Source organism: Streptomyces sp. NPDC053048 (assembly GCF_044547045.1).
Taxonomy (GTDB): Bacteria; Actinomycetota; Actinomycetes; order Streptomycetales; family Streptomycetaceae; genus Streptomyces.
This window is the reverse complement of the sequence record NZ_JBITZS010000004.1, coordinates 378,325-398,659: the sequence shown is the minus strand read 5'-3', so window position 1 is coordinate 398,659 and position 20,335 is coordinate 378,325. Positions and strand designations below refer to the sequence as shown.

The 20,335-nt window shown below is 72.6% G+C and carries 15 protein-coding genes; 6 read left to right on the top strand and 9 right to left on the bottom strand.

Translation table 11 applies throughout. The features are described from left to right. Positions 1-14: 14 nt before the first annotated feature. The 8 genes from ACIG36_RS12710 to ACIG36_RS12675 all read right to left on the bottom strand — a co-directional run bounded on the left by ACIG36_RS12710 (position 15) and on the right by ACIG36_RS12675 (position 10,893). Positions 15-800, bottom strand: a complete 786-nt coding sequence (locus ACIG36_RS12710) for a hypothetical protein (RefSeq protein ID WP_399925993.1) — start codon at positions 798-800, stop codon at positions 15-17. Positions 801-1,049: 249 nt separating this feature from the next. Next, complete coding sequence (locus ACIG36_RS12705; RefSeq protein ID WP_399925991.1) at positions 1,050-1,730, bottom strand: Crp/Fnr family transcriptional regulator; 681 nt, start codon at positions 1,728-1,730, stop codon at positions 1,050-1,052. Positions 1,731-1,881: 151 nt separating this feature from the next. Further along, positions 1,882-2,976, bottom strand: coding sequence for a substrate-binding domain-containing protein (locus tag ACIG36_RS12700; protein ID WP_399926452.1), 1,095 nt, complete (start codon positions 2,974-2,976; stop codon positions 1,882-1,884). Positions 2,977-3,032: 56 nt separating this feature from the next. Further along, positions 3,033-4,085 (bottom strand): ABC transporter permease, encoded by a 1,053-nt coding sequence (locus ACIG36_RS12695; protein WP_399925989.1) that lies wholly within the window; start codon positions 4,083-4,085, stop codon positions 3,033-3,035. A gap of 2 nt (positions 4,086-4,087) precedes the next feature. Then, positions 4,088-5,587: a sugar ABC transporter ATP-binding protein gene (locus ACIG36_RS12690; protein ID WP_399925987.1), complete on the bottom strand. Its 1,500-nt coding sequence runs from the start codon at positions 5,585-5,587 to the stop codon at positions 4,088-4,090. Between the two features lie 82 nt (positions 5,588-5,669). Beyond that, positions 5,670-8,549, bottom strand: coding sequence for a SpoIIE family protein phosphatase (locus ACIG36_RS12685; protein ID WP_399925985.1), 2,880 nt, complete (start codon positions 8,547-8,549; stop codon positions 5,670-5,672). 144 nt (positions 8,550-8,693) lie between these two features. Next, on the bottom strand, positions 8,694-9,635 hold the full coding sequence (locus tag ACIG36_RS12680) for a cyclase family protein (RefSeq protein ID WP_399925983.1): 942 nt from the start codon (positions 9,633-9,635) through the stop codon (positions 8,694-8,696). A gap of 109 nt (positions 9,636-9,744) precedes the next feature. Beyond that, a complete protein-coding gene (locus tag ACIG36_RS12675) occupies positions 9,745-10,893 on the bottom strand; it encodes a M4 family metallopeptidase (RefSeq protein ID WP_399925981.1) in 1,149 nt (382 codons plus the stop codon). A gap of 172 nt (positions 10,894-11,065) precedes the next feature. Here ACIG36_RS12675 and ACIG36_RS12670 point away from each other — a divergent pair, with 172 nt between their 5' ends. The 3 genes from ACIG36_RS12670 to ACIG36_RS12660 all read left to right on the top strand — a co-directional run bounded on the left by ACIG36_RS12670 (position 11,066) and on the right by ACIG36_RS12660 (position 14,531). Next, a complete protein-coding gene (locus ACIG36_RS12670; protein WP_399925979.1) occupies positions 11,066-12,052 on the top strand; it encodes a CapA family protein in 987 nt (328 codons plus the stop codon). Positions 12,053-12,382: 330 nt separating this feature from the next. Further along, the gene (locus tag ACIG36_RS12665) at positions 12,383-13,162 is read left to right on the top strand and encodes a phosphatase PAP2 family protein (protein ID WP_399925977.1); all 780 of its coding nucleotides are present in this window, start codon (positions 12,383-12,385) and stop codon (positions 13,160-13,162) included. A gap of 178 nt (positions 13,163-13,340) precedes the next feature. After that, on the top strand, positions 13,341-14,531 hold the full coding sequence (locus ACIG36_RS12660) for an acyl-CoA dehydrogenase family protein (RefSeq protein ID WP_399925975.1): 1,191 nt from the start codon (positions 13,341-13,343) through the stop codon (positions 14,529-14,531). A 36-nt stretch (positions 14,532-14,567) separates the two neighbouring features. Here ACIG36_RS12660 and ACIG36_RS12655 read toward each other — a convergent pair whose 3' ends face one another. Beyond that, positions 14,568-14,987, bottom strand: coding sequence for an arsenate reductase ArsC (locus ACIG36_RS12655; RefSeq protein WP_399925973.1), 420 nt, complete (start codon positions 14,985-14,987; stop codon positions 14,568-14,570). A 232-nt stretch (positions 14,988-15,219) separates the two neighbouring features. Here ACIG36_RS12655 and ACIG36_RS12650 point away from each other — a divergent pair, with 232 nt between their 5' ends. From ACIG36_RS12650 to ACIG36_RS12640, 3 genes are all read left to right on the top strand, one after another. After that, the gene (locus ACIG36_RS12650; RefSeq protein WP_399925971.1) at positions 15,220-17,502 is read left to right on the top strand and encodes a tetratricopeptide repeat protein; all 2,283 of its coding nucleotides are present in this window, start codon (positions 15,220-15,222) and stop codon (positions 17,500-17,502) included. Between the two features lie 66 nt (positions 17,503-17,568). Further along, entirely contained in the window at positions 17,569-18,768 is a 1,200-nt protein-coding gene (locus tag ACIG36_RS12645; RefSeq protein ID WP_399925969.1) for an NAD(P)H-dependent flavin oxidoreductase, read from the top strand. After that, on the top strand, positions 18,765-20,315 hold the full coding sequence (locus ACIG36_RS12640) for an acyl-CoA synthetase (protein ID WP_399925967.1): 1,551 nt from the start codon (positions 18,765-18,767) through the stop codon (positions 20,313-20,315). Before ACIG36_RS12645 ends, ACIG36_RS12640 begins: the two co-directional genes overlap by 4 nt. The last annotated feature ends 20 nt before the right edge of the window (positions 20,316-20,335 follow it).

Here is a 20,335-nt window from a genome sequence, read left to right as displayed (position 1 = left end):
GTGGTCGCCGGGGCTCACGGGCGGTCCGCCTGCCGGTCGCGGGGAAAGGCCGAGTTGTCCACACTCTGGCCCCCGAACACTGTTCCGATGTTCAGATTTCCCCTGTCGGCACGGTACGTGAGCCGCTGGGGTTTCGCTTCTGCTGCGGGCGGCAACTGCGTGCCGGACGCGCTCTGTTGATCTCCGTTGCCGGTCTGTGCGCCTGTGAGCCGCTGGTCGACCAGATTCCCTGAGAGCGTCGGCACCAGCACCCACGCCCGCTGTTCGAACTGCTTGCCCGCGACAGTGGCCGGGACCTCGATGAACTGGTGTGGGTGGCGTCCGGTGTAGCCACCGGCCACCGCGTCCTGGTAACAACGGTCGGAGAGGATGGCCACTAATTGGGTGACGTACTTGCTTGATTCGGCGAGGAACGTTCTGACTGGGCGCGAGTCGAGGAGTCGGTGTGTGTCGTTACGAGGCGTGCCGTTCCCGCCGTGCGGGTCACCTGTCCTGGAGAGGGGACCTACGTTGAGGCTGACCTTGACACGGGTGTGCACGCCCCCTGCGGCATGGAGGTTGAGTTCGGTCAGGAGCTTCTGCAGGGTCTCCAGCCAGGGATCGACGAGGAAGGGGATCAGTGAAGGGTCGAAGCCGAAGACGTATCCGTCGCCTGTTGAGGCAGGAAACCGCCGGTCGTTCCAAACCTCCTCGAGTCCGGCCTGTTCCAACGACAGGCGCAGCAGCTCTGGAATGGTACGACTGATCCGCTCGTGTTCGATGGACGGTTGCCGTGTGAAGCCTTCAGCGTCGACGGCCACGATTCCCTGGTAAGGGGGAAGGCGCCTGCTTTTGCTGTGCGCCGGAGCGGAGCTCGCGGGTAATGGGGTATGCGGGTACTGGGTCATGGAGATTCCTCGAGTGATCTGTGCGTGTCCACAGGGTTTGGTGGGGCTTCTGCATGAGGACCGAGAGGCGATCGCCTCCGTGACCACAAGGTTCCCTCAGTCGGCCCTGCAGGTCTGCCAGGTGAGTGCACAATCGGAGTGGTGCGCGTTACACAGCGGGTGTCACTCGTGATGCAGGGCTACGAAATCCCGCAGTCCGGGAAGATCGTGGATGTGGATGTGGCCGTGCCCCGTGCGTACCCAGCAGTGCAGATCGGCCAGCAACTCACTGATCAGATTCCGGGAGACCGCCAGGTGCTGGGCGAGGTCGGTGCGGGTCAGCCGGAGGTTGACCGACGTCGGTTCCGACGGCTCGAAGACGGCGGCGAACCTCAGTAACGCCTCGGCGAGGCGGAAGAGGGCATCGCCACGGCCTTGAATCCGTGTGGTCTCGCGCCAGCGGGCCAGACCGGTCAGGTTCAGTGGAGACTCCAGCCGATTGCTCCGCACGAAGTGCCGGAATTCCGGGGCACTCATGACAGCGACACGGCACCGCGACAGCGCGACCACGTTCGCGAGCCTCAGGCCACCGTCCTGCACGGCGACCTCACCGAGCAGTTCTCCCGGCCCCCGAATGGCGAACAACGTGACCGCGCCGTTGCTTTCGTTGCGTATCACCTTCACCTGACCGCTGATCAGGGCCATGACACAGCGGCCCCTCTCGTCCTGGGCCATGAGCTGTTCCCCGTGTGGGTGCCAGCGGGTGGGGAATTTCTCGAGCAGGTCGTTCCACAGGGCTTCGCCGATGAGGTCACGCCAGATCGGTGGCCCGTTCCGGAAGGGTTGGGGTTGGTGCGTAGCCATGCAGGAACCATAGGAACGTGTGCACGAGTTCGTGATAAATGTGCGAATTCGATCGCAAGGGATCACGGGAGCACTGCAGAGGATCTTGAACGTGATCATTTGGTAGCAGGTCAGGACCTGCTGGAAGCCCTTCGCGATCAAGTGCCTTCCCCTACCGCCCCCAGATCTTCCGGTATGCCGCCCGGTAGCCGGGCGGGTCCCAGGTGGTGAGGCCGCCGCTGTTGGTGGCCGTGGCGATGTGGGCGGGGGCGACGTAGTCGGTGGGGGGTTCGCCGGTGAAGGCGCGGTTGAATTCGTCGATGATCTGCCAGCCCTGTTCGTTGAGCGGTTCGGGGACGGTGGCCGCCTGGAACTGGCCGCTGTTGACGCGCTGGAAGGCGGAGGGGTCGCCGTCGCCGGCGCCGATGTTGAAGGGGGGCCCGGAGCCCTTCCTGCGGGCCGCGCGCAGGGCGGGGGCGGCGTCGGCGAAGTAGACGTCGTTGATGGCCACGGAGTGGGTCCAGCTGTCGCCGAAGCGGGACAGGAGCCCGGAGACCTCCTGGGGTGTGCGGCTGCTCGTGTCGGAGATGGGGATGTTCTCCCGCGCCAGGAGCCGCACGTCCGCGCAGGTGGCGAGCTCCTTCTCGATGAGCCCGGACTTGTGCCGGGCGAAGGGGATCGAGGCGTCGGTGAACACGACGACCCCGGCGTTGCCGCGGGAGTGCGCGATGACCCAGTCGGCGCTGATCCGGGCGACGTCCTCGACCCTGGTGGTGACGTTGGTGAACAGCTCGGGGTCCTCGCTCGGGCCGGGGGCGCCGACCGCGTGCCAGCCGATGAGCGGGATGTGCTCGGCGTTGGCTTTCGCGACCTGCTGGGACGTCAGGTGGGGGTCGAAGCCGCCGATGACGATGCCCGACGGCCGCAGGGCGACGGCCTGGCTGAACGCCGCCTGGATGCCGGCGGGGGTGCCCTGACCGTCGATCACCCGGACCCGCCAGCCGATGGCGTGCGCGGCCTCCCGCACGCCCTTGGCGGTGCCCGCGACACCGGGGTTGGTCATGGTCTGGGCGACGTAGACGACCGACTTGCCGGTGGCCGCCGCGGGGCCGCCGGCGGGGCCGTTCCAGGCGATGCGGGTCTGCTCCGCCCGCCGGACGGCCGCTTCGGCCCCGGCCAGGGCGGCGGGGCAGCCGGCCTTCGCCGGCCCGGTCGGGGAGGACGTGGGACCGGTCGAGGAACCGCGTTCGCAGCCGGCGGCAGCCATGGCCACCACTACTGCCAGGACGACCGCGCTCGCGGCCGCTCTCGCCGGCCGGAGGGTCACGAGGGGGCTCCGGGCCGGTCATGAGGTGCCGTCGGGGACGGTTCCGTGCGTCGTTGCCGCAACTGGCGGCGGGCCGCGTAGCCGGCCAGGCCGACCGCGACGATCAGGGTTCCGCCGTTGAACAGCGGGGTGACCCAGAACCGGGCGCCGAGCTGGCCGATGCCGGCGAGGCCGACGGCGAGGACGGTGACGGCGACGAGGGTGCCCAGCGCGTTGGCCCGGCCGGGCCTGATCGCCGTGGAGCCGAGCAGCGCGCCGACGAAGGCGGGCAGCAGGTAGTCCATGCCCACGCTGGGGTTGCCGATGTGCTGCTGCGCGGCCAGCAGCACCCCGGCGATGCCGACGATCAGGCCCGACCCGGTGAAGGCGAGGATGACGAAGCGCCGGGAGGGGATGCCGACCAGGTCGGCGGCGCGGGCGTTGGAGCCGATGACGTACAGGTACCGGCCCAGCGGCAGCCGTTCCAGCAGCAGCCACAGCGCGGCGACGAGGGCGAGGACGTAGAAGGCGGACACCGGCAGGCCGAGGAACCGGGAGTCGTAGACGGCGGTGAAGGCGGCCGGCAGGCCGTGCGGGCCGGGGACGATCCGGGCGCCGTCGGTGATCCAGCCGGTGAAGGCGTACATGATGCTGCCGGTGCCGAGGGTGGCGATGAAGGAGTCGATCCGCGCGAATTCGACGACGACGCCGTTGACGGCGCCTACGGCCGCCCCGCCCAGGACCACCAGCAGGCAGGCGAGCGGCCAGGGCCACCCCTCGCCCACGATCAGATGCATCGCCATGACGTGCGCCAGGCCCAGGCCGTAGCCGATGGACAGGTCGAACTTGCCGGTGGCGATGGGGATCATCGCGCCGAGCGCGAGGACGGCGGGGATCGACTGGTTGGACAGGACGGCGGAGATGTTGTCCAGCGTGGGAAAGGTGTCCGGCAGCGCGAGGGAGAAGGCCAGGAACAGCAGGACCGTCAGCAGCAGCAGTCCGTAGGCGCCGACGAGGTGCCCGAACCGGCGGCCCAGCGGGGGACGACGGGGCGAAGGCGGTGGGACCATCGTCACGGTGTCCCGGTGAGAGCCGGCATGGCCGAGGCGGCCCGGGTGAGCGCGCCCACCGTGAGGGCGTCGCCGCTCAGCTCCTCCGTCACCCTCCCGCGGACGAACACCAGGGCGCGGTGACACACCTGCGCGACCTCCTCGAAGTCGGTGGAGATCAGCAGCACGGCGAGCCCTCCGGCCAGCGCGTCCCGCAGCAGGCCGTAGACGGCCGCCTTGGCACCCACGTCCACTCCGGCGGTCGGCTCCTCCAGGATCAGCAGGCTCCGGCTCAGCCGCAGCCACCGGCCGATCATGACCTTCTGCTGGTTGCCCCCCGACAGGGTGGCGATCGGCGCCTCGCTGTCCCGGGGATGCACCGAGAACCGCTCCATCAGGGCGGTCGCCTCCGCGCGCTCACGCACCGGGCTGATCCAGTAACCGCCCGGCAGACCGCCCGCCCGGGGATTGACCAGGAAGTTCTCCCGTACGGTCAGTTCGGCGGCGCAGCCCTCCTCCTGGCGGTTGCTGGTGACGAAGCCGGTGCCGGCGTCGACCGCCGCGGTGACCGTGCCCGGACGGTACGGCCGTCCCGCCAGCAGGGCCCGTCCCCCGAGGAGGGGACGGGAGCCGGCGAGGGCACGGCCCAGTTCCATGTGCCCCGCGCCGGTCAGGCCGACCATGCCGAGGATCTCCCCGGCGCGCAGCCGCAGGCTGACCGGGCCCGTGTGCTCGGTCCGTACGCCGTCCAGGCTCAGGACGGGCGGTCCGGCGGCGGGTGCGGCGAAGCGGTGGCCGCCCGGTTCGTGGCCCACGATGTCGTGGACGAGCCGGGCGGGGCCGTGGCCGGCGAGCGGGCCGTGGCTGACGACGCGTCCGTCGCGCAGCACGGCGAAGGTGTCGGCGACCTTGTACACCTCGTCGAGGCGGTGGGTGACGAAGACGATGGCGTGGCCGCGGTCGCGCAGGGTGTGCAGGACGTCGAAGAGCCGTGCGCAGTCGGCCGCCGGGAGGCTGGCCGTCGGCTCGTCCAGGACGATCAGTTCGGCCCGTGTGCACAGCGCGCGGGCGATGGCCACCAGGGAGCGTTCGGCCCGCGTGAGGTCGGCGACGACGGCGTCCGGGTCGAGGTGCGCGGCCACGACGGACAGGGCGTCGGCGCACTGCCGGCGGGTGCGCCGCCAGGAGACCAGTCCGGCGCGGCGGGGATATCCGGTGCCCAGGGCGATGTTCTCGGCGACCGTCATCCACCCCACCAGTCCCAGGTCCTGGTGGATGAAGGACATGGTGCGGGAGGCCGCCTCGCTGCCCAGCGGATGACCGGCGACGGTCACCTCGCCCTCGTCCGCGTGGTGGACGCCCGCGAGCACCTTGATGAGGGTGGACTTCCCGGCACCGTTGGCGCCGAGCAGGGCCAGGACGCTGCCGCGGCCGATGTCGAGGTCGACCCCGTCCAGCGCGAGCGTGCCGCCGAACCGCTTGCGCAGACCGCGGATGCGGACCAGGGGAGTGGGTTGCCCCATTTCCCCCGTTCTCGCCGATCCCATCATTCCGGTCATTCCGGTCATGCTACGGCCACCTTCCGTCCCGGTCCCGGACGGTCCGTCAAATGGCGGGAATGTCGTCGAAATCGACGTACGCCTCGGCGAGGACGGCCTTGCTCCCCGGCACCTCCAGGGGGCACTCGGCCCAGATGACCTTGCCCTCGGGGGTGTAGCGGGTGCCCCAGGACCGGGAGAGCTGGGCTACCAGGAACAGGCCGCGACCGCCCTCGTCGGTGGTGGCCGCGTGGCGCAGGTGCGGGGCGGTGCTGCTGGTGTCGGCGACTTCGCAGGTCAGCGCGCGGTCGTAGAGCAGGCGCACCCGGATGGGGCCGGAGCCGTACCGGACGGCGTTGGTGACCAGCTCGCTGAGCAGCAGTTCGGTGGAGAAGGAGATCTCGTCCAGCCCCCATTCGGACAGCCGGCGGGTGACGGCGGCGCGGACGGAGGAGACGAGCGCCGGGTCGGCGGGCAGCTCCCAGGTGGCGATCCGCTGCGGGTCCAGGGTGTGGGTGCGGGCGACGAGCAGGGCGATGTCGTCGGCGGGATGCTCGGGCACCACGGTCCGGACGACCTCCCGGCAGGTCTCCTCGGGCGGGCGGTTCGGGTGGGCCAGCGCGCGGCGCAACTGTTCCAGGGCCGTGTCGAAGTCGCGGTCGCGGTCCTCGATGAGCCCGTCGGTGTACAGGACCAGCTGGCTGCCCTCGGGCAGGTGGAACTCGGCGGTTTCGAAGGGCAGGCCGCCCAGCCCCAGCGGCGGGCCCGCGGGCAGGTCGGGGAAGGTGACCGTGCCGTCGGGCCGCACCAGCGCGGGCGGGGGATGGCCGGCCCTGGCCATGGCGCACATCTGCGAGGTGGGGTCGTAGATGGCGTACAGGCAGGTGGCGCCGATGATGCCGGTCATGCCGGCGGACGGGTCCTCGCCGCACTCCTCCCGGTCCAGGCGCCCCACGAGGTTGTCGAGGTGGGTGAGGACCTCGTCCGGGGGGAGGTCCAGCTCGGCGAAGTTGCGGGCGGCGGTGCGCAGCCGGCCCATGGTGGCGGCGGCGTGCAGCCCGTGGCCGACGACGTCCCCGACGACGAGGGCGACGCGGGTGCTGGAGAGGGGGATGACGTCGAACCAGTCGCCGCCGACCCCGGACTCGGCGGGCATGTAGCGGTGCGCGACCTCGACGGCGTTCTGGTCGGGGAAGCCGTGCGGCAGCAGGCTGCGCTGCAGGGCCAGGACCATGCTGTGTTCGCGGGTGTAGCGGCGGGCGTTGTCGATGCAGATGGCGGCCCGGGTGGCGAGTTCCTGGGCCAGCGAACGGTCGTCGTCCCCGAAGGGCGCGGGGTCCTGCGCGCGGTAGAAGCTCGCTATGCCCAGGACGATGCCGCGGGCCATGAGGGGGACGGTGATGAGGGAGTGCACGTCGTGGTCGAGGAGGCGCCGGGCGCGCGCGGGGTCCTGGGAGATCCAGCCGGCGGCGGCTCTCAGGTCGGGCTCCAGGACGGGCTTGCCACTGGTCAGGCAGCGCAGTTGGGGTGTGGTCGGCCGGAGGTGGACCCGTTCGCCCGCGGGGTAGAAGGGGCAGTCCTCGCGGATGCCGTGGACGACCGTGCGGTGCAGGTCCTTGGCGGGGTCGGTCGGCTCGTCGCCGCGCAGCACCGCCTCGGGGAGGTCGATGGTGACGAAGTCGGCCAGGCGCGGGACGGACATCTCGGCGAGCTCCCGGGCGGTGCGGCTCACGTCCAGGGTGGTGCCGATGCGGGTGCTGGCCTCGGACAGCAGCTCCAGGCGGCGCCGGGCCGCCACGGCGTACTTGCCCACCCCGGGCTCGCCGACCAGCACCAGTCCGCTGGTCGCACCGTCATCGTCGTGCTGGGGGGCGGGCGCCGTGCCGAGCGGGCCGCGTCCGCCGGGCCTGCGGGCGGTCGCGGAGGGCCGGCCGGGCCCGGTGCCCGGAGGCCGGTGGCCGGCCGGCGGGACGGTGGGGGTGAGGGGCCGCGGTGTCAGGAGTCCGGTCGGCGCGGGGGCCTCGGTGGGCACGGCGAGGCGCTGGTGCCGAGAGGGCAGGATCGCCTCGATGACGACGCCCTCCACGCCGGAGGAGCTGGTCACCGGGCGGCTCAGCAGGGTGACCCGCCGGTCGCCGGGCAGGGACACCTCGACGGCGGCCCTCTGACCCGTGGAGATCAGCTCGGTGGCCTTCTCCTTGAGGATCATCTGGTCGCGCCAGTCCAGCCCGCTCGCGGTGAGCTCGGCGGGCTGCCCGTCGCGGCCGGCGTCGTCGGCCGCTACGCGGCGCCTGGTGTCGAGGTAGGCCCGCAGCAGGGCGCGTTCGCGCGCCGAGCTCTGCTCCAGCAGCCGCCGTTCGATGGCGCCCGCCGCCCTGCTGATCATGACGTCCAGCGCCGCGTCCGCATCGGTGTACGGGTAGCCGAAGCAGAGGACCCCTTCGATGCGCCCGCTGAGCAGGTCCCGGACGGGGATCGCCGAACAGGCGTTGGACTGGGAGCGCTCGGCGAAGTGCTCGGCCCCGTAGACGTTGATCAGCCGGCGCTCGGCCAGCGCCAGGCCGATGCCGTTGGTGCCGCCGTACTTCTCGGCGAAGACGAAGCCGGGGACGCTCTGGATCGGGGCCAGCCGCCTGGCCGAGGAGGGTTCGCCGAAACGCCGTTGCAGCACCGCGCCGCGCCCGTCGGCGAGGGCGATGTTCATGTTCCGGTCCGTGAACCTGGCCTGCAGCCGGTCCATGACGGGCCCGGCCGCGCGCGCGAGGCGGCCGTCCAGGTCGAGGTCTTCGGTGTAGGGGAGTTCGCAGCCCTCCGGGGAGAGCCCCAGCGACAGGGAGCGCTGCCACGAATCCAGGATCGGACTCCGCACGTCCGCCTCGACCGACCCGCCTCGGAGGAACTGCTCACGGGCGAGTACGGGGCCGATGTCGTCCGCCACGAGCCCCATCCGGATCACTTCCCTCGTCGGTACGTGCGGCACTGGCCGCCCGCAGACCGGAGCGGCTGCACTGTTGTTCCATTTTAGAACTTTCCCGACATACCGGAGTGAGGTGTGGACGGTGGGCCCGCCGGTGCGGTCAGTGCCCGGCCGTCACAGGACGGCGACTGGATCGACGGGCGATCCGGTACCGCCCGGGACGTTCAGCGGGGCCACGACCAGCAGGAACGCATAGCGGCCGGTCGCGGCGCAGGCGGCGGAGAGCGCCTCGAGGTCGAGGTTGTCCAGCAGCGGCACCCCCATCGCGGCGACGGCGAGCGCGTGCACGGGGGAGTGCACGCCCTCGACCGGCGAGGGCCGCACGTCGCTGTCGCCGTCGCTGCCGAGCAGGGCGATGCCGCGCTCGGCCAGCGGCGGCAGGGCGTCCACGTGGAAGCCCGCACAGGCCTCGTCCGGGTTCCAGGCGCCCACCTCCCGCCGCCGCCGGAACCGGCCGACCCGCAGCAGCACCGCGTCGCCCTCGCCGGTCTCCACGCCGAGCGCCGCCTCCGCGGCGAGGACGTCCGCGGCGCGCACGGCCTGCCCCGGCTCCAGCCAGGGGATCCCCTCGGCGGCGGGCACATCGAGGAGCACTCCCCTGGTGACCAGGGGCCCGAGCGCCGACACCCCACCGAAGTGGGCACCTCCGGCGCCGACGAGCTCCCGGGCCGTACCGCCGTCGTAGAGCCGCCCGCGGTAGGCGACGTGGGACAGCGCGTCCAGATGGCTGACGCCCTTGCCGTGGTAGTCGGCGCCGAGGAAGTCCTTGTGGGTGGAGGGCTCGGGAGCCTCGACGTCGCCGAGGTCGGACATGTAGTGCAGGGCGGGCTTGGCGTTGTCGGGCCCGGCCACGGTGTCCCACGGCCGCCCCAACGGGACGACGTGCCCGTCCCGCACCACCGACAGGGCCCGCCGGACATGGCCGGCGGTCACCCGGTTGAAGGCCCCCCGGCCGGCGGGCTCCCAGCGGCCCCACGTGCGCACGCTCTCGAACAGCGCGTCGAACTCCTGGCGGGAGACGGGCGGGCCGCCGGCGGGCTCAGGGCTGTCGCTCATCTGCTGCTCAGCGCTCCAAGGCTGGACGGTGCCCCTGTCCATGGTGCCCAGGCCCTGGCGCGCGTCGCGCGGGTGGAGCGGCTGGTGGAGTGGCTGGTAGGGCGGCGTCTCATGTCACGTTGACCGCCGCCCAGGCCGCGTCCACCGCCTTGTACTCCGCGCTGTCCGCGCCGTGGAGGACGGCCGCCGCGGCCAGGGTCGCCGTGCGCGCCTTGTGGTAATCGGTGTTCGACGTCATGCGCTCCGTCAGCGCCTTGAACCAGATGCGTTCGGCCGCTCGCCTGCCGATGCCGGTGACCGGCTTGCCGTCGTACGTCGGGCTGTCGTACCTGACATTGTTGATGATCTTCGGGCCGCTGCCCTCCGCGAGCAGGTAGAAGAAGTGGTTCGCGGGGCCGGAGGCGTAGTGGGGGTCTATCCGGTTGATGCCGGAGTACCAGTAGTCCTTGGAGCGTCCGTCCTTTGAGGGGCGGTCCATGTGGCGCAGCGGCGGCTTCTCGCCGTTGATGTCCGGGGGCTGTTCGGCGACGAGGTAGTCGCCCGGGTCGGCCGGGTTGGCGGCGTGGAATTCCGCCGCGGCGGCGAAGATGTCGCTCGTCGCCTCGTTGAGGGCCGCGGCCTCCCCGTAGAAGGACAGGTCGGCGGTGGAGGCGGTGACGCCGTGGGCCATCTCGTGCACGCCGACGTCGATGCGGGTGAGCGGCCCGTAGGGGGACGGGCCGTCGCCGTAGGTGATGCAGAGGTTCGTGTGGTCGTAGAAGGCGTTCGTGTACGCGCTGCGGTAGTGGACGCGGCTGCAGCCGGCTCTGCCGTCGCCCCGGATGCCCGAGCGGCCGTGGACCTGGCGGTAGTAGTCCCAGAACACGGCGTGGACGTAGTGGGCGGCGACCGCGTCCGACTGCCGGCCGCCCTCGCACCAGACGTTGTCGTCGTCGGTGACCAGGACGCCGGTGCCCGTGGCGGCGCCCTGCATGTCGTACGTCCTGTGGTTGCCGCGTGTGGCGTCGGTGAGCTCGTAGCGGCCGGTGGCCGGGTTGTAGGTGGTGTCGAGCGGGACTCTGCCCACGGTGGTGCCGCAGCCGATGCCCACGGCCGGGCCGGGCGCGGGGCCCGTGGCGGGGCGGGCGGTGGCGGGGACGCTCTGCAGGGCGGAGGTGAGGGCGATGGCCGCGGCGAACACGGCGGCGGCTCCGGTGCGACGGCGGGAGGGGTGGGACGGGCGGGAGGGATGCGAGGGGCGTGAGGGCAGGAGGGCCATGTCGGCTCCTTCCGGCTTCGGCGGCGGGGAGTGTGCGTGCCGCCATGAGGGTGCCAGTACGAGCCAGGGGTTGTCAGGAGCCCGACAAGGATCGGGCCTCGGCGAGCATCGCCTCGGGTGCCCTCCGGTGACACCCTGGGAGCAGTGAGGGGTACGACGGAGGTGGAGCCGGATGGCGCCGATCACGGTGGCGATGGCGGGCGACACGATGCTGGGGCGCGGGGTCGCCGAGCGGCTGGCCCGGACGCCCACGGCCGAGGCGCTGCTGTGCGACGAGCTCCGGGCGATCGTCGCCGGGGCCGACCTGTTCGTCCTCAACCTCGAGTGCTGCGTCTCCGGCCGCGGCGAGCCCTGGCCCGCACCGGGCAAACCCTTCTTCTTCCGCGCCCCGCCGGAGGCCGCCGCGATCCTCGCGGAGCTGGGCGTGGACTGCGTGACCCTGGCCAACAACCACGCCCTGGACTACGGCTACGACGCCCTCGCCGACACCCTCGCGCTGCTCGCCGAGGCCGGAGTCCGGGTGGTGGGCGCGGGGCCGGACCTGGCCGCCGCGCGCGAGTTCGCGGTGCTGGAGGCCGGCGGTATCCGGCTGGCCGTCGTCGGCGCCACCGACCACCCGGAGGACTTCGCCGCCGACACCGGCCGCCCCGGAGTGGCGCTGGCCGACCTCCGCCACGGCGTGCCCGGCTGGCTCACCGGCCTCGTGGCCCGCGCGGCCGACGAGGCCGACGCCGTGCTCGTCACCCCGCACTGGGGCCCCAACATGACCTCCCGCCCCCCGCGCTACGTACAGGACGCCGCCTCCGCGCTGCTGGAGGCCGGAGCGACCCTGGTCGCCGGGCACTCCGCGCACGTCTTCCACGGGGTGGCCCACCGCGTCGTCCACGACATGGGCGACTTCGTCGACGACTACGCGGTCGACGCCCGGCTCCGCAACGACCTGGGGCTCCTCTTCCTGGTCACGCTGGACGGCGCCGCCCCCGCCCGCCCCCGGCCCGTCCGGCTCGAGGCCGTGCCCGTCTTCCTGGACTTCTGCCACACCGCGCGGGCGCGCGGGGACGAGTGGGAGTGGATCCGCGACCGCTTCACCCGCGCCTGCGCCGCCTTCGGCACGCCGGTCGCCGTGGAGGGCGACCGGCTGGTGGTGGACTGGTCCTGAGCTCTCGCGACCGGCCGGTGCCGCCGCCGAACGCTCACGCGCGGGTGGCCGTCGCTCACCGATCTGTGATCACCGGACACCGGCGGGTGACCGGATGGCGTGACGCCCGTCACCGGCCGGTGTGACCCCCCTCACGCCCCGGCCCCCGCCCGTCCCGCCCGCGCGCGGCCCGAGCCCCCACGCCCGGACGGGCGCCCGCCTCCGCGCGTGTACTTTTTGCTGTGCAGCCGCGTCGACGACCTCCACGCGGCATGTACTCGTCACCGGACCGTACGCATACCGTGCTGCCGCCCTGGTACCGCCGTACCGATACAAAAGGACGCCCCACCCATGCCCTACGTGCGCCATTGGCTGCGCAACTCCATCCTGCTGTTCGCGACCGCGATCGCGCTCGGAATGATCGCCGCGCACACCAAGCTGATCCAGCCGCACGACCTGGACCTGGACCGGACGATCCAGACCAATACGCGCACCGGCTGGCTGAACACCACGATGGAAATGATCAGCTACTGCGCCTCGCCGGTCGCCGGCGTCCTGATCCTCGCGGTCTGGTGCGGGTACCTGCTGTTCGTGCGGCGCCGGCCCATCACGGCGAGCGCCACCTTCCTGGTGGTCGCGGTCGGCTGGAACAGCACCCAGATCGCCAAGGCCCTCGTGGCCCGGCCCCGGCCGCCCCGTGAGTTCATGCTGGACCCCGAGATCGGCTCCAACAGCTTCCCCAGCGGCCACGTCGCCTTCACGGTCGCCGTCGCCGTCGCCGTGTACTTCCTCTTCCGCCGGTCGCGGCACCGCCGCACGGTCGTGGTCCTCGGCGTCCTCGCCGTCCTGCTGGTGGCCTTCTCCCGGATGTACGTCGGCGCCCACTACCCGACCGACACCTTCGGCTCCGTGCTGATCGCCGGCTCCGCGATCTTCTTCATCACCGGTGTGTGGCACGCCTGGCTGCTGCCCAACCTCGAGCGCCTGCCGGTGCTGGGGGCCCTGCTGACCCGCTTCGGTCTGGAGCAGGAGCGCGCCGAGCTCGAGGCCGCGCAGGCCGGTTACGGCCACCCGGCCACCGTGCCCGTCCCCGGCCGCGGCGGACGCCACCGCCGGCACGTGGGGCGCTGAGCCCGGCACGCGTTCGGGTTGATCAGGGCGGACTCCTCACGGGGTCCGCCCTGATCCGTTTCCGCCGGTGGTCCTTCGCGACAGCCGCTCTTCGCCTTCCGCATTGCCGCGACGCGTTCTACGGTGTGCGCCGGCACGCGCGAGCGACCGGCCGGCGAGGCGACGACGTGGAGGGCCAGTGGAACTCCAGTACACCCCCGAGCAGCAGCGGTTACGGGCCGAACTGCGCGAGTACTTCGCGGAACTGGTACCCGACGACGCGTACGAACGGCACGCCGACCCCGCCGAACGCAAAAGGTTCTACCGCGCCACGATCCGCCGCCTCGGCGCGGACGGCCGCCTGGGGGTGGGCTGGCCCGTCGAGTACGGGGGCGGCGGCATGACCCCCGTCGAACAGTTCATCTTCTTCGACGAGGCCGCGCAGGCCGGTGTCCCGCTGCCGCTGATGGCGCTCAACACCGTCGGGCCCACCCTCATGCGGTTCGGCACCGAGGAACAGAAGGCGTACTTCCTGCCCGGGATCCTCGCGGGCGAACTCGACTTCGCCATCGGCTACAGCGAGCCCGGCGCCGGCACGGACCTTGCGGCCCTCACCACCCGCGCGGTGCGCGAGGGCGACGAACGGGACGGCCACTACATCGTGAACGGGCAGAAGATCTGGACCACCAACGGCGACACCGCCGACTGGGTCTGGCTCGCCGTGCGCACCGACCCCGAGGCCCCGCGCCACAAGGGCATCAGCATCCTGCTCGTCCCCACCAGCGACCCCGGCTACTCCTGCACCCTCATCAACACCCTCGCCTCGCACGACACCACCGCCAGCCACTACGACGACGTCCGGGTGCCCGCCACCCGCCGCGTCGGCAAGGAGAACGAGGGCTGGCGCCTGATCACCACCCAGCTCAACCACGAGCGCGTCACCCTCGCCGCCCACGGCGCCACGGCCACAGCCGCGCTGCGCGACGTCCGCCGCTGGGCCGCCGCCACCAAGCTGGCGGACGGCCGCCGCGTCATCGACCTCGGCTGGGTCCGCGGCCGGCTCGCCCGCACCCATATCCGCCTCGAGGCGATGAAGCTGCTCAACTGGCGCATGGTGGACGCCCTCCAGCACGGCACGCTCACCCCCCAGGACGCCTCGGCCGTCAAGGTCTACGGTTCCGAGGCCCGCCGGGACGCCTACGCCTGGCTGATGGAGGTCCTCGCCGCGGCCGGGCCGCTCAAGGAGGGCTCCGCGGGCGGCGTCCTGCACGGCGAGCTCGAACGCGGCTACCGCAGCGCGGTCGTCTTCACCTTCGGGGGCGGCAACAACGAGATCCAGCGGGAGATCATCTCCTGGATCGGCCTGGGCATGCCGAGGGTGCGCCGCTGAGGGGCGCCGGGGTGCCGAGGGGCGCGGACGTCCCGGTCACGCCTCCCGCCGGGCGTCGATCTCGGCGATCAGGGCCTCGACGCGGGCCTTGATCCGGTCGCGGATCGGGCGGACGGACTCGACGCCCTTGCCCGCCGGGTCCTCCAGGGCCCAGTCGAGGTACGTCTTGCCGGGGAAGACCGGGCAGGCGTCGCCGCAGCCCATGGTGATGACGTAGTCGGACGCCTGGACGGCCTCGGTGGTGAGGACCTTGGGCCGCCGGCCGGAGATGTCGATACCGACCTCGCGCATGGCCTCGACGGCGGCGGGGTTGACCCGGTCGCCGGGCACCGAGCCGGCGGAGCGGACCTCGACGCGGTCGCCCGCGAGGTGCTGGAGGAAGCCCGCGGCCATCTGGGAGCGGCCGGCGTTGTGGACGCAGACGAACAGCACGGAGGCGGCGGGGGTGGAGGGCATCGGTTCTTCCTTCGCGGGTCGGGCGGGCACCCGGGGCTCCAGCGGATCAGCTGTGAGGACGAAGCCCCGGTCCCCGCGAAGCTTAGGCCGCCGAGCGCCCCCAGCCGACCCCGCTCGGAGATCAGTGTGCGCGTCGGCGCCGCCTCCGTCGGCCTACAAGCCGTTCGGACGGGCCGCCATACTTGAGGGGCCGGGGGAGGGCACAGCGAATCGACGGGGGCGGCGGCGCGGCATGGCGGACACCAGGCTGATCCAGGGCCGTTACCAGCTGCTCGACCTGATCGGGCGGGGCGGCATGGGCGAGGTGTGGCGGGCCCGCGACGAGTCGCTGGGCCGGCACGTGGCCGTCAAGTGCCTCAAGCCCATGGGCCGTCAGCACGAGCAGTCCTACCTGCGGGTCCTGCGTGAGCGGTTCCGGCGCGAGGCGCGGGTCGCGGCCTCCCTGCAGCACCGGGGGATCACCGTCGTGCACGACTTCGGCGAGTCGGAGGGCGTGCTCTACCTCGTCATGGAGCTGCTCGAGGGGCGCAACCTCTCCCAGCTGCTGGAGGACAACGGCCAGCACCCGCTGCCGGTGCCCGAGGTCATCGAGATCGCCGAGCAGGTCGCCGCCGCCCTGGCCTACACCCACCGGCAGGGCATCGTGCACCGCGACCTCAAGCCGGCCAACATCGTCCGCCTCGCCGACGGCACGGTGAAGATCTGCGACTTCGGCATCGCGCGCCTGGCCCACGACATCGGCTTCTCCGCCCGGCTCACCGGCACCGGAATCGCCATGGGCACCCCGCACTACATGTCGCCCGAGCAGATCGGCGCAGGCAACGTCGACCACCGCAGCGACCTGTACTCGCTGGGCTGCGTGCTCTACGAGATCGCCACCGGCGCCCCGCCCTTCGACATGGACGACGCCTGGGCCGTCCTGGTGGGCCACCGCGACACCCCGCCCCGGCCCCTGCGCCCGGTGCGGCCCGAACTCCCCGAGCCCTTCGAACGGGTCGTCCTGGACCTGCTCGCCAAGGAACCCGGGGACCGTCCGGAGGACGCCGCCGAGCTCGTCCGGCGCATCGCCGCCCTGCCCCCGCTGCGGGCGGACGAACCACCGCGCCGCACCCCGCCCGAAGGGCGCCTGCCGCCCATGGGAACGCCGACGCGGCTGTCCGGGCCGCCCCGGCTGCCCGGCTGGGCCCGGAACATGACCACCGGCTCCAAGGCCGCCGGCACCGGCCCCGTCCAGCCGCCGCCGGACCCCACCGCCGCCCTCACCGGCTCCTGGACCGAGCCCTGGGCCGTGGGACCGGGCGGCTCCGGTGCGCGCCGCACCGCTCCGCGCACCGCCGGCTCCGAGCGCCCGCCGCCCCCCGAAGTCGTGGCCGGACTCGCCGCCCGGCACAGCGAGGGCCTGCGCCTGGCCCGCCTCGACCGGTGGGCCGAGGCCGGCGAGGTGCAACGGGCCGTCGCCGCCGAACGCGAGCGGATCCTCGGGCCCGACCACCCCGACACCCTGGCCAGCCGCTACGAGATCGGCTTCGCCCTCAGCCGGCTGGGACAGCCCCGCGACGCGCTGCGCGAGTTCGCGCGGACCGCCGCCGGCCGGGAAAGGGTGCTGGGCCCCGACCACCCCGACACCCTCGCCGCCCGCCAGGAGACCGCGTACGTCCTCGGGCAGCTCGGCCGCCACTTCGAGGCCCACCAGGTCTACGCCGCCGTGCTCACCGCCCGCGAGCGCGTGATGGGCCCCGACCACCCCGAAACCCTGCGCTGCCGCCACAACCTGGCCTTCAACCTGAGCAGACTCGGCCGTCTGGAGGACTCGTACGCCATGGCGCGCGACGTCGCCGCCGCCCGCTCCCGTGTGCTGGGCCCCGAGCACCCCGACACGCTGGTCACCCGCTACGAGGTCGGCTACGCGCTGGGCCAGCTCGGCCGCTGGGGCGAGGCGCTGCGGATGTACCAGGCGGTCGCCGCCGCGCGCGACCGCGTGCTGGGCGCCGACCACGCCGACACCTTCGCCGCCCGCTACGAGGCCGGGATCTGCCTCGGCCGGCTCGGCCGCAGCGCGGAGGCGCTGGAGCTCTACCGAGGCCTGGTCGAGGACCGTACGCGCGTCCAGGGCGCCGCCCACCCCGACACCCTCCGAGCCCGGCACGGCCTGGGCGTCAACCTCGGCCGGCTGGGCCGCTGGGAGGAGGCCCTGGCCGAGGCGCGCGACGTGTGCGCCATCCGCGCCCGGGTACTGGGGGCCGACCACCCCGACACCCTGGTCAGCCGTCGCGAGGTGGCGGTCGGGCTCGGCTGGCTGGGCCGCTGGACGGACGCCCTCGCGGTCTACCGCGACGTCGCCCAGGCCCGTCAGCGGGTGCTGGGGGCCGACCACCCCGACGCGCTGGCCAGCCGCCACGACGAGGCGCACTGCCTGGAACAGCTGGGCCGTTCCGCCGAGGCCGTCGAGCTCTACCGGCAGGTCGCGGCGGTGCGCCGGACCCGCGCCACGCGCGGCCGGCAACCACCTATCTGACTTAGCGTCAGAAAAGTGGTGCCGTCCGGGTTCCCTCGTCGGGCGCGCTGCGGCATCCTGCCGCCCATGCGGACCGAGCTGAGCCGCCGGCTGGGCATCGAACACGCCCTCTTCGGCTTCACACCGTTCCCCGCCGTCGCCGCCGCCATCACCCGGGCCGGCGGACTCGGCGTCCTGGGCGCCGTGCGCTACACCGCCCCCGGCGACCTCGCCCGCGACCTGGACTGGCTGCACGCGCACACCGAAGGCCTGCCCTACGGGCTCGACGTCGTGATGCCCGCCAAAACGGTCGAAGGGGTCACCGAGGCCGACGTCGAGGCGATGATCCCCACCGCGCACCGGGAGTTCGTCCGCAAGACCCTCGCCGAGCACGGCGTCCCCGGACTCCCCGACGGCGAGGGCTCCGGCTGGCGCATCACCGGCTGGCTGGACGAGGTGGCCCGCACCCAGCTCGACGTCGCCTTCGACTACCCCGTCAAGCTCCTCGCCAACGCCCTCGGCCCGCCACCCGCCGACGTCATCCGCCGCGCCCACGCCCACGGCGCCCTCGTCGCCGCACTCGCCGGAAGCGCCCGGCACGCCGTACGGCACGCGGAGGCGGGAGTCGACATCGTCGTGGCCCAGGGCTACGAAGCCGGCGGCCACACCGGGGAGATCGCCACCATGGTGCTCACCCCCGAGGTCGTCCGGGCCGTGGACCCGCTGCCCGTGCTGGCCGCCGGCGGCATCGGCAGCGGCGAGCAGATCGCCGCCGGGCTCGCCCTCGGCGCCCAGGGCGTCTGGCTCGGCTCGGTCTGGCTCACCACCGAGGAGGCGGGCCTGTCCTCGGGCGCCCTGACCGCCAAGCTCCTGGCCGCCGGCTCCGGCGACACCGTGCGCTCCCGCGCCCTGACCGGCAAACCCGCCCGCCAACTCCGCACTGCCTGGACCGACGCCTGGGAAGCCCCCTCCGCCCCCGCCCCCCTCCCGATGCCCCTCCAGGGCCTCCTGGTGGCGGAAGCACTGACCCGCATCCAGAAACACGAGGCGGAACCGCTGCTGGGCACACCGGTGGGCCAGATAGTCGGCAGCATGCGAACGGTCCGCAGCGTACAGGCGGTGGTCGACGACCTGACAAGGGGCTTCGAGAGGGCGGTGGGAAGGCTGAACCTGGTTGTGGGCAATCGTTCCGCAGGGCGATGGGGGTACCGCCCATGCCGTTCAGGCTATGGGGGAGGGTGGGCACAACCCACCCACCGGCCCGCACGGGAGGACGAAACGTCATGACCGACAGGCCGAAAGGATTCTGGGCACAAGCTACAGAAGACCCCGACCGCACGGTCCTGGTCACCCCCACCGGGGAAGCCTGGCCGGCCGGCCGCCTCCACGCGGCAGCCAACCGCCTGGTCCACGCCCTGCGCCAAGCAGGGCTCCGCACGGGCGACGCCTTCGCCACCGTCCTCCCCAACGGCGTCGAATTCCTCACCGCCCATCTGGCCGCCACCCAGGCCGGTTTCTACCTCGTGCCCGTCAACCACCACCTCGTCGCCCCGGAGATCGCCTGGATCGTCTCCGACTCCGGGGCCAAGGCGCTGATCGCCCACGAACGCCGGTCGGACGCCGCACGCGCGGCCGCCGACGAGGCGGGCCTGCCCGCCGACCGTCGCTACGCCGTCGGGGACATCGCCGGCTTCCGCCCGTACGCCGCACTCCTCGACGGCATGCCGGACACCCCGCCGGCCGGGCGCACGCTCGGCTGGGTCATGAACTACACCTCCGGCACCACCGGCCGCCCGCGCGGCATCCGCCGCCCCCTGCCCGGCCGGGCGCCGGAGGACAGCCATCTCGGCGGGTTCCTCGGCTTCTTCGGCATCGAGCCCTTCGGCGACAACGTCCACCTCGTCTGCTCGCCGCTCTACCACACGGCCGTCCTGCAGTTCGCGGCCGCGTCCCTGCACATCGGGCACCGGCTGGTCCTGATGGACAAATGGACGCCCGAGGAGATGCTGCGCCTGATCGAGACCCACCGCTGCACGCACACGCACATGGTCCCCACCCAGTTCCAGCGGCTGCTCGCCCTGCCGCGCAAGGTGCGGGACGCCTACGACGTGTCCTCCATGCGGCACGCCGTCCACGGCGCCGCACCCTGCCCCGACCACGTCAAACGGGCCATGATCGGTTGGTGGGGGAAGTGCGTCGAGGAGTACTACGCCGCCAGTGAGGGCGGTGGCGCGTTCGTCACCGCCGAGGAGTGGCTGAGCAGGCCCGGCACGGTCGGCAGGGCCTGGCCCATCAGCGAGATCGCCGTCCTCGACGACGACGGCAAGCCGCTGCCCGCCGGCCGGATGGGCACGGTGTACCTGCGGATGACCACCGGCGGCTTCGCCTACCACAAGGACGCGGACAAGACGCGCACCAGCCGCGTCGGCGACTTCTTCACCGTCGGCGACCTCGGCTTCCTCGACGAGGACGGCTACCTCTACCTCCGCGACCGCAAGATCGACCTGATCATCTCGGGTGGCGTCAACATCTACCCCGCCGAGATCGAGTCCGTGCTCCTGCGCCACCCGGCCGTCGCCGACGCCGCCGTCTTCGGCATCCCGCACGACGACTGGGGCGAGGAGGTCAAGGCCGTCGTCGAACCCGCCGACGGCTTCACCGCGGGCGACGCGCTCGCGGCCGAACTCCTCGACCACTGCGCCCGCAGGCTGGCCGGATTCAAGTGCCCGAAGTCCGTCGACTTCACCGCCGTCATGCCACGCGACCCCAACGGCAAGCTCTACAAGCGCCACCTGCGGCAGCCGTACTGGGACGGCCGGGACCGGGCGGTCTGACACCCGACGCGAACGGGCGC

What these genes read in the sequence shown, in the direction of transcription:
- ACIG36_RS12705 (WP_399925991.1), bottom strand. Translation starts at nt 1,730, where the DNA reads ATGGCTACGCACCAACCCCAACCCTTCCGGAACGGGCCACCGATCTGG.
- ACIG36_RS12700 (WP_399926452.1), bottom strand. Translation starts at nt 2,976, where the DNA reads ATGGCTGCCGCCGGCTGCGAACGCGGTTCCTCGACCGGTCCCACGTCC.
- ACIG36_RS12695 (WP_399925989.1), bottom strand. Translation starts at nt 4,085, where the DNA reads ATGGTCCCACCGCCTTCGCCCCGTCGTCCCCCGCTGGGCCGCCGGTTC.
- ACIG36_RS12690 (WP_399925987.1), bottom strand. Translation starts at nt 5,587, where the DNA reads ATGGGGCAACCCACTCCCCTGGTCCGCATCCGCGGTCTGCGCAAGCGG.
- ACIG36_RS12685 (WP_399925985.1), bottom strand. Translation starts at nt 8,549, where the DNA reads ATGGGGCTCGTGGCGGACGACATCGGCCCCGTACTCGCCCGTGAGCAG.
- ACIG36_RS12680 (WP_399925983.1), bottom strand. Translation starts at nt 9,635, where the DNA reads ATGAGCGACAGCCCTGAGCCCGCCGGCGGCCCGCCCGTCTCCCGCCAG.
- ACIG36_RS12675 (WP_399925981.1), bottom strand. Translation starts at nt 10,893, where the DNA reads ATGGCCCTCCTGCCCTCACGCCCCTCGCATCCCTCCCGCCCGTCCCAC.
- ACIG36_RS12670 (WP_399925979.1), top strand. Translation starts at nt 11,066, where the DNA reads ATGGCGCCGATCACGGTGGCGATGGCGGGCGACACGATGCTGGGGCGC.
- ACIG36_RS12665 (WP_399925977.1), top strand. Translation starts at nt 12,383, where the DNA reads ATGCCCTACGTGCGCCATTGGCTGCGCAACTCCATCCTGCTGTTCGCG.
- ACIG36_RS12655 (WP_399925973.1), bottom strand. Translation starts at nt 14,987, where the DNA reads ATGCCCTCCACCCCCGCCGCCTCCGTGCTGTTCGTCTGCGTCCACAAC.
- ACIG36_RS12650 (WP_399925971.1), top strand. Translation starts at nt 15,220, where the DNA reads ATGGCGGACACCAGGCTGATCCAGGGCCGTTACCAGCTGCTCGACCTG.
- ACIG36_RS12645 (WP_399925969.1), top strand. Translation starts at nt 17,569, where the DNA reads ATGCGGACCGAGCTGAGCCGCCGGCTGGGCATCGAACACGCCCTCTTC.
- ACIG36_RS12640 (WP_399925967.1), top strand. Translation starts at nt 18,765, where the DNA reads ATGACCGACAGGCCGAAAGGATTCTGGGCACAAGCTACAGAAGACCCC.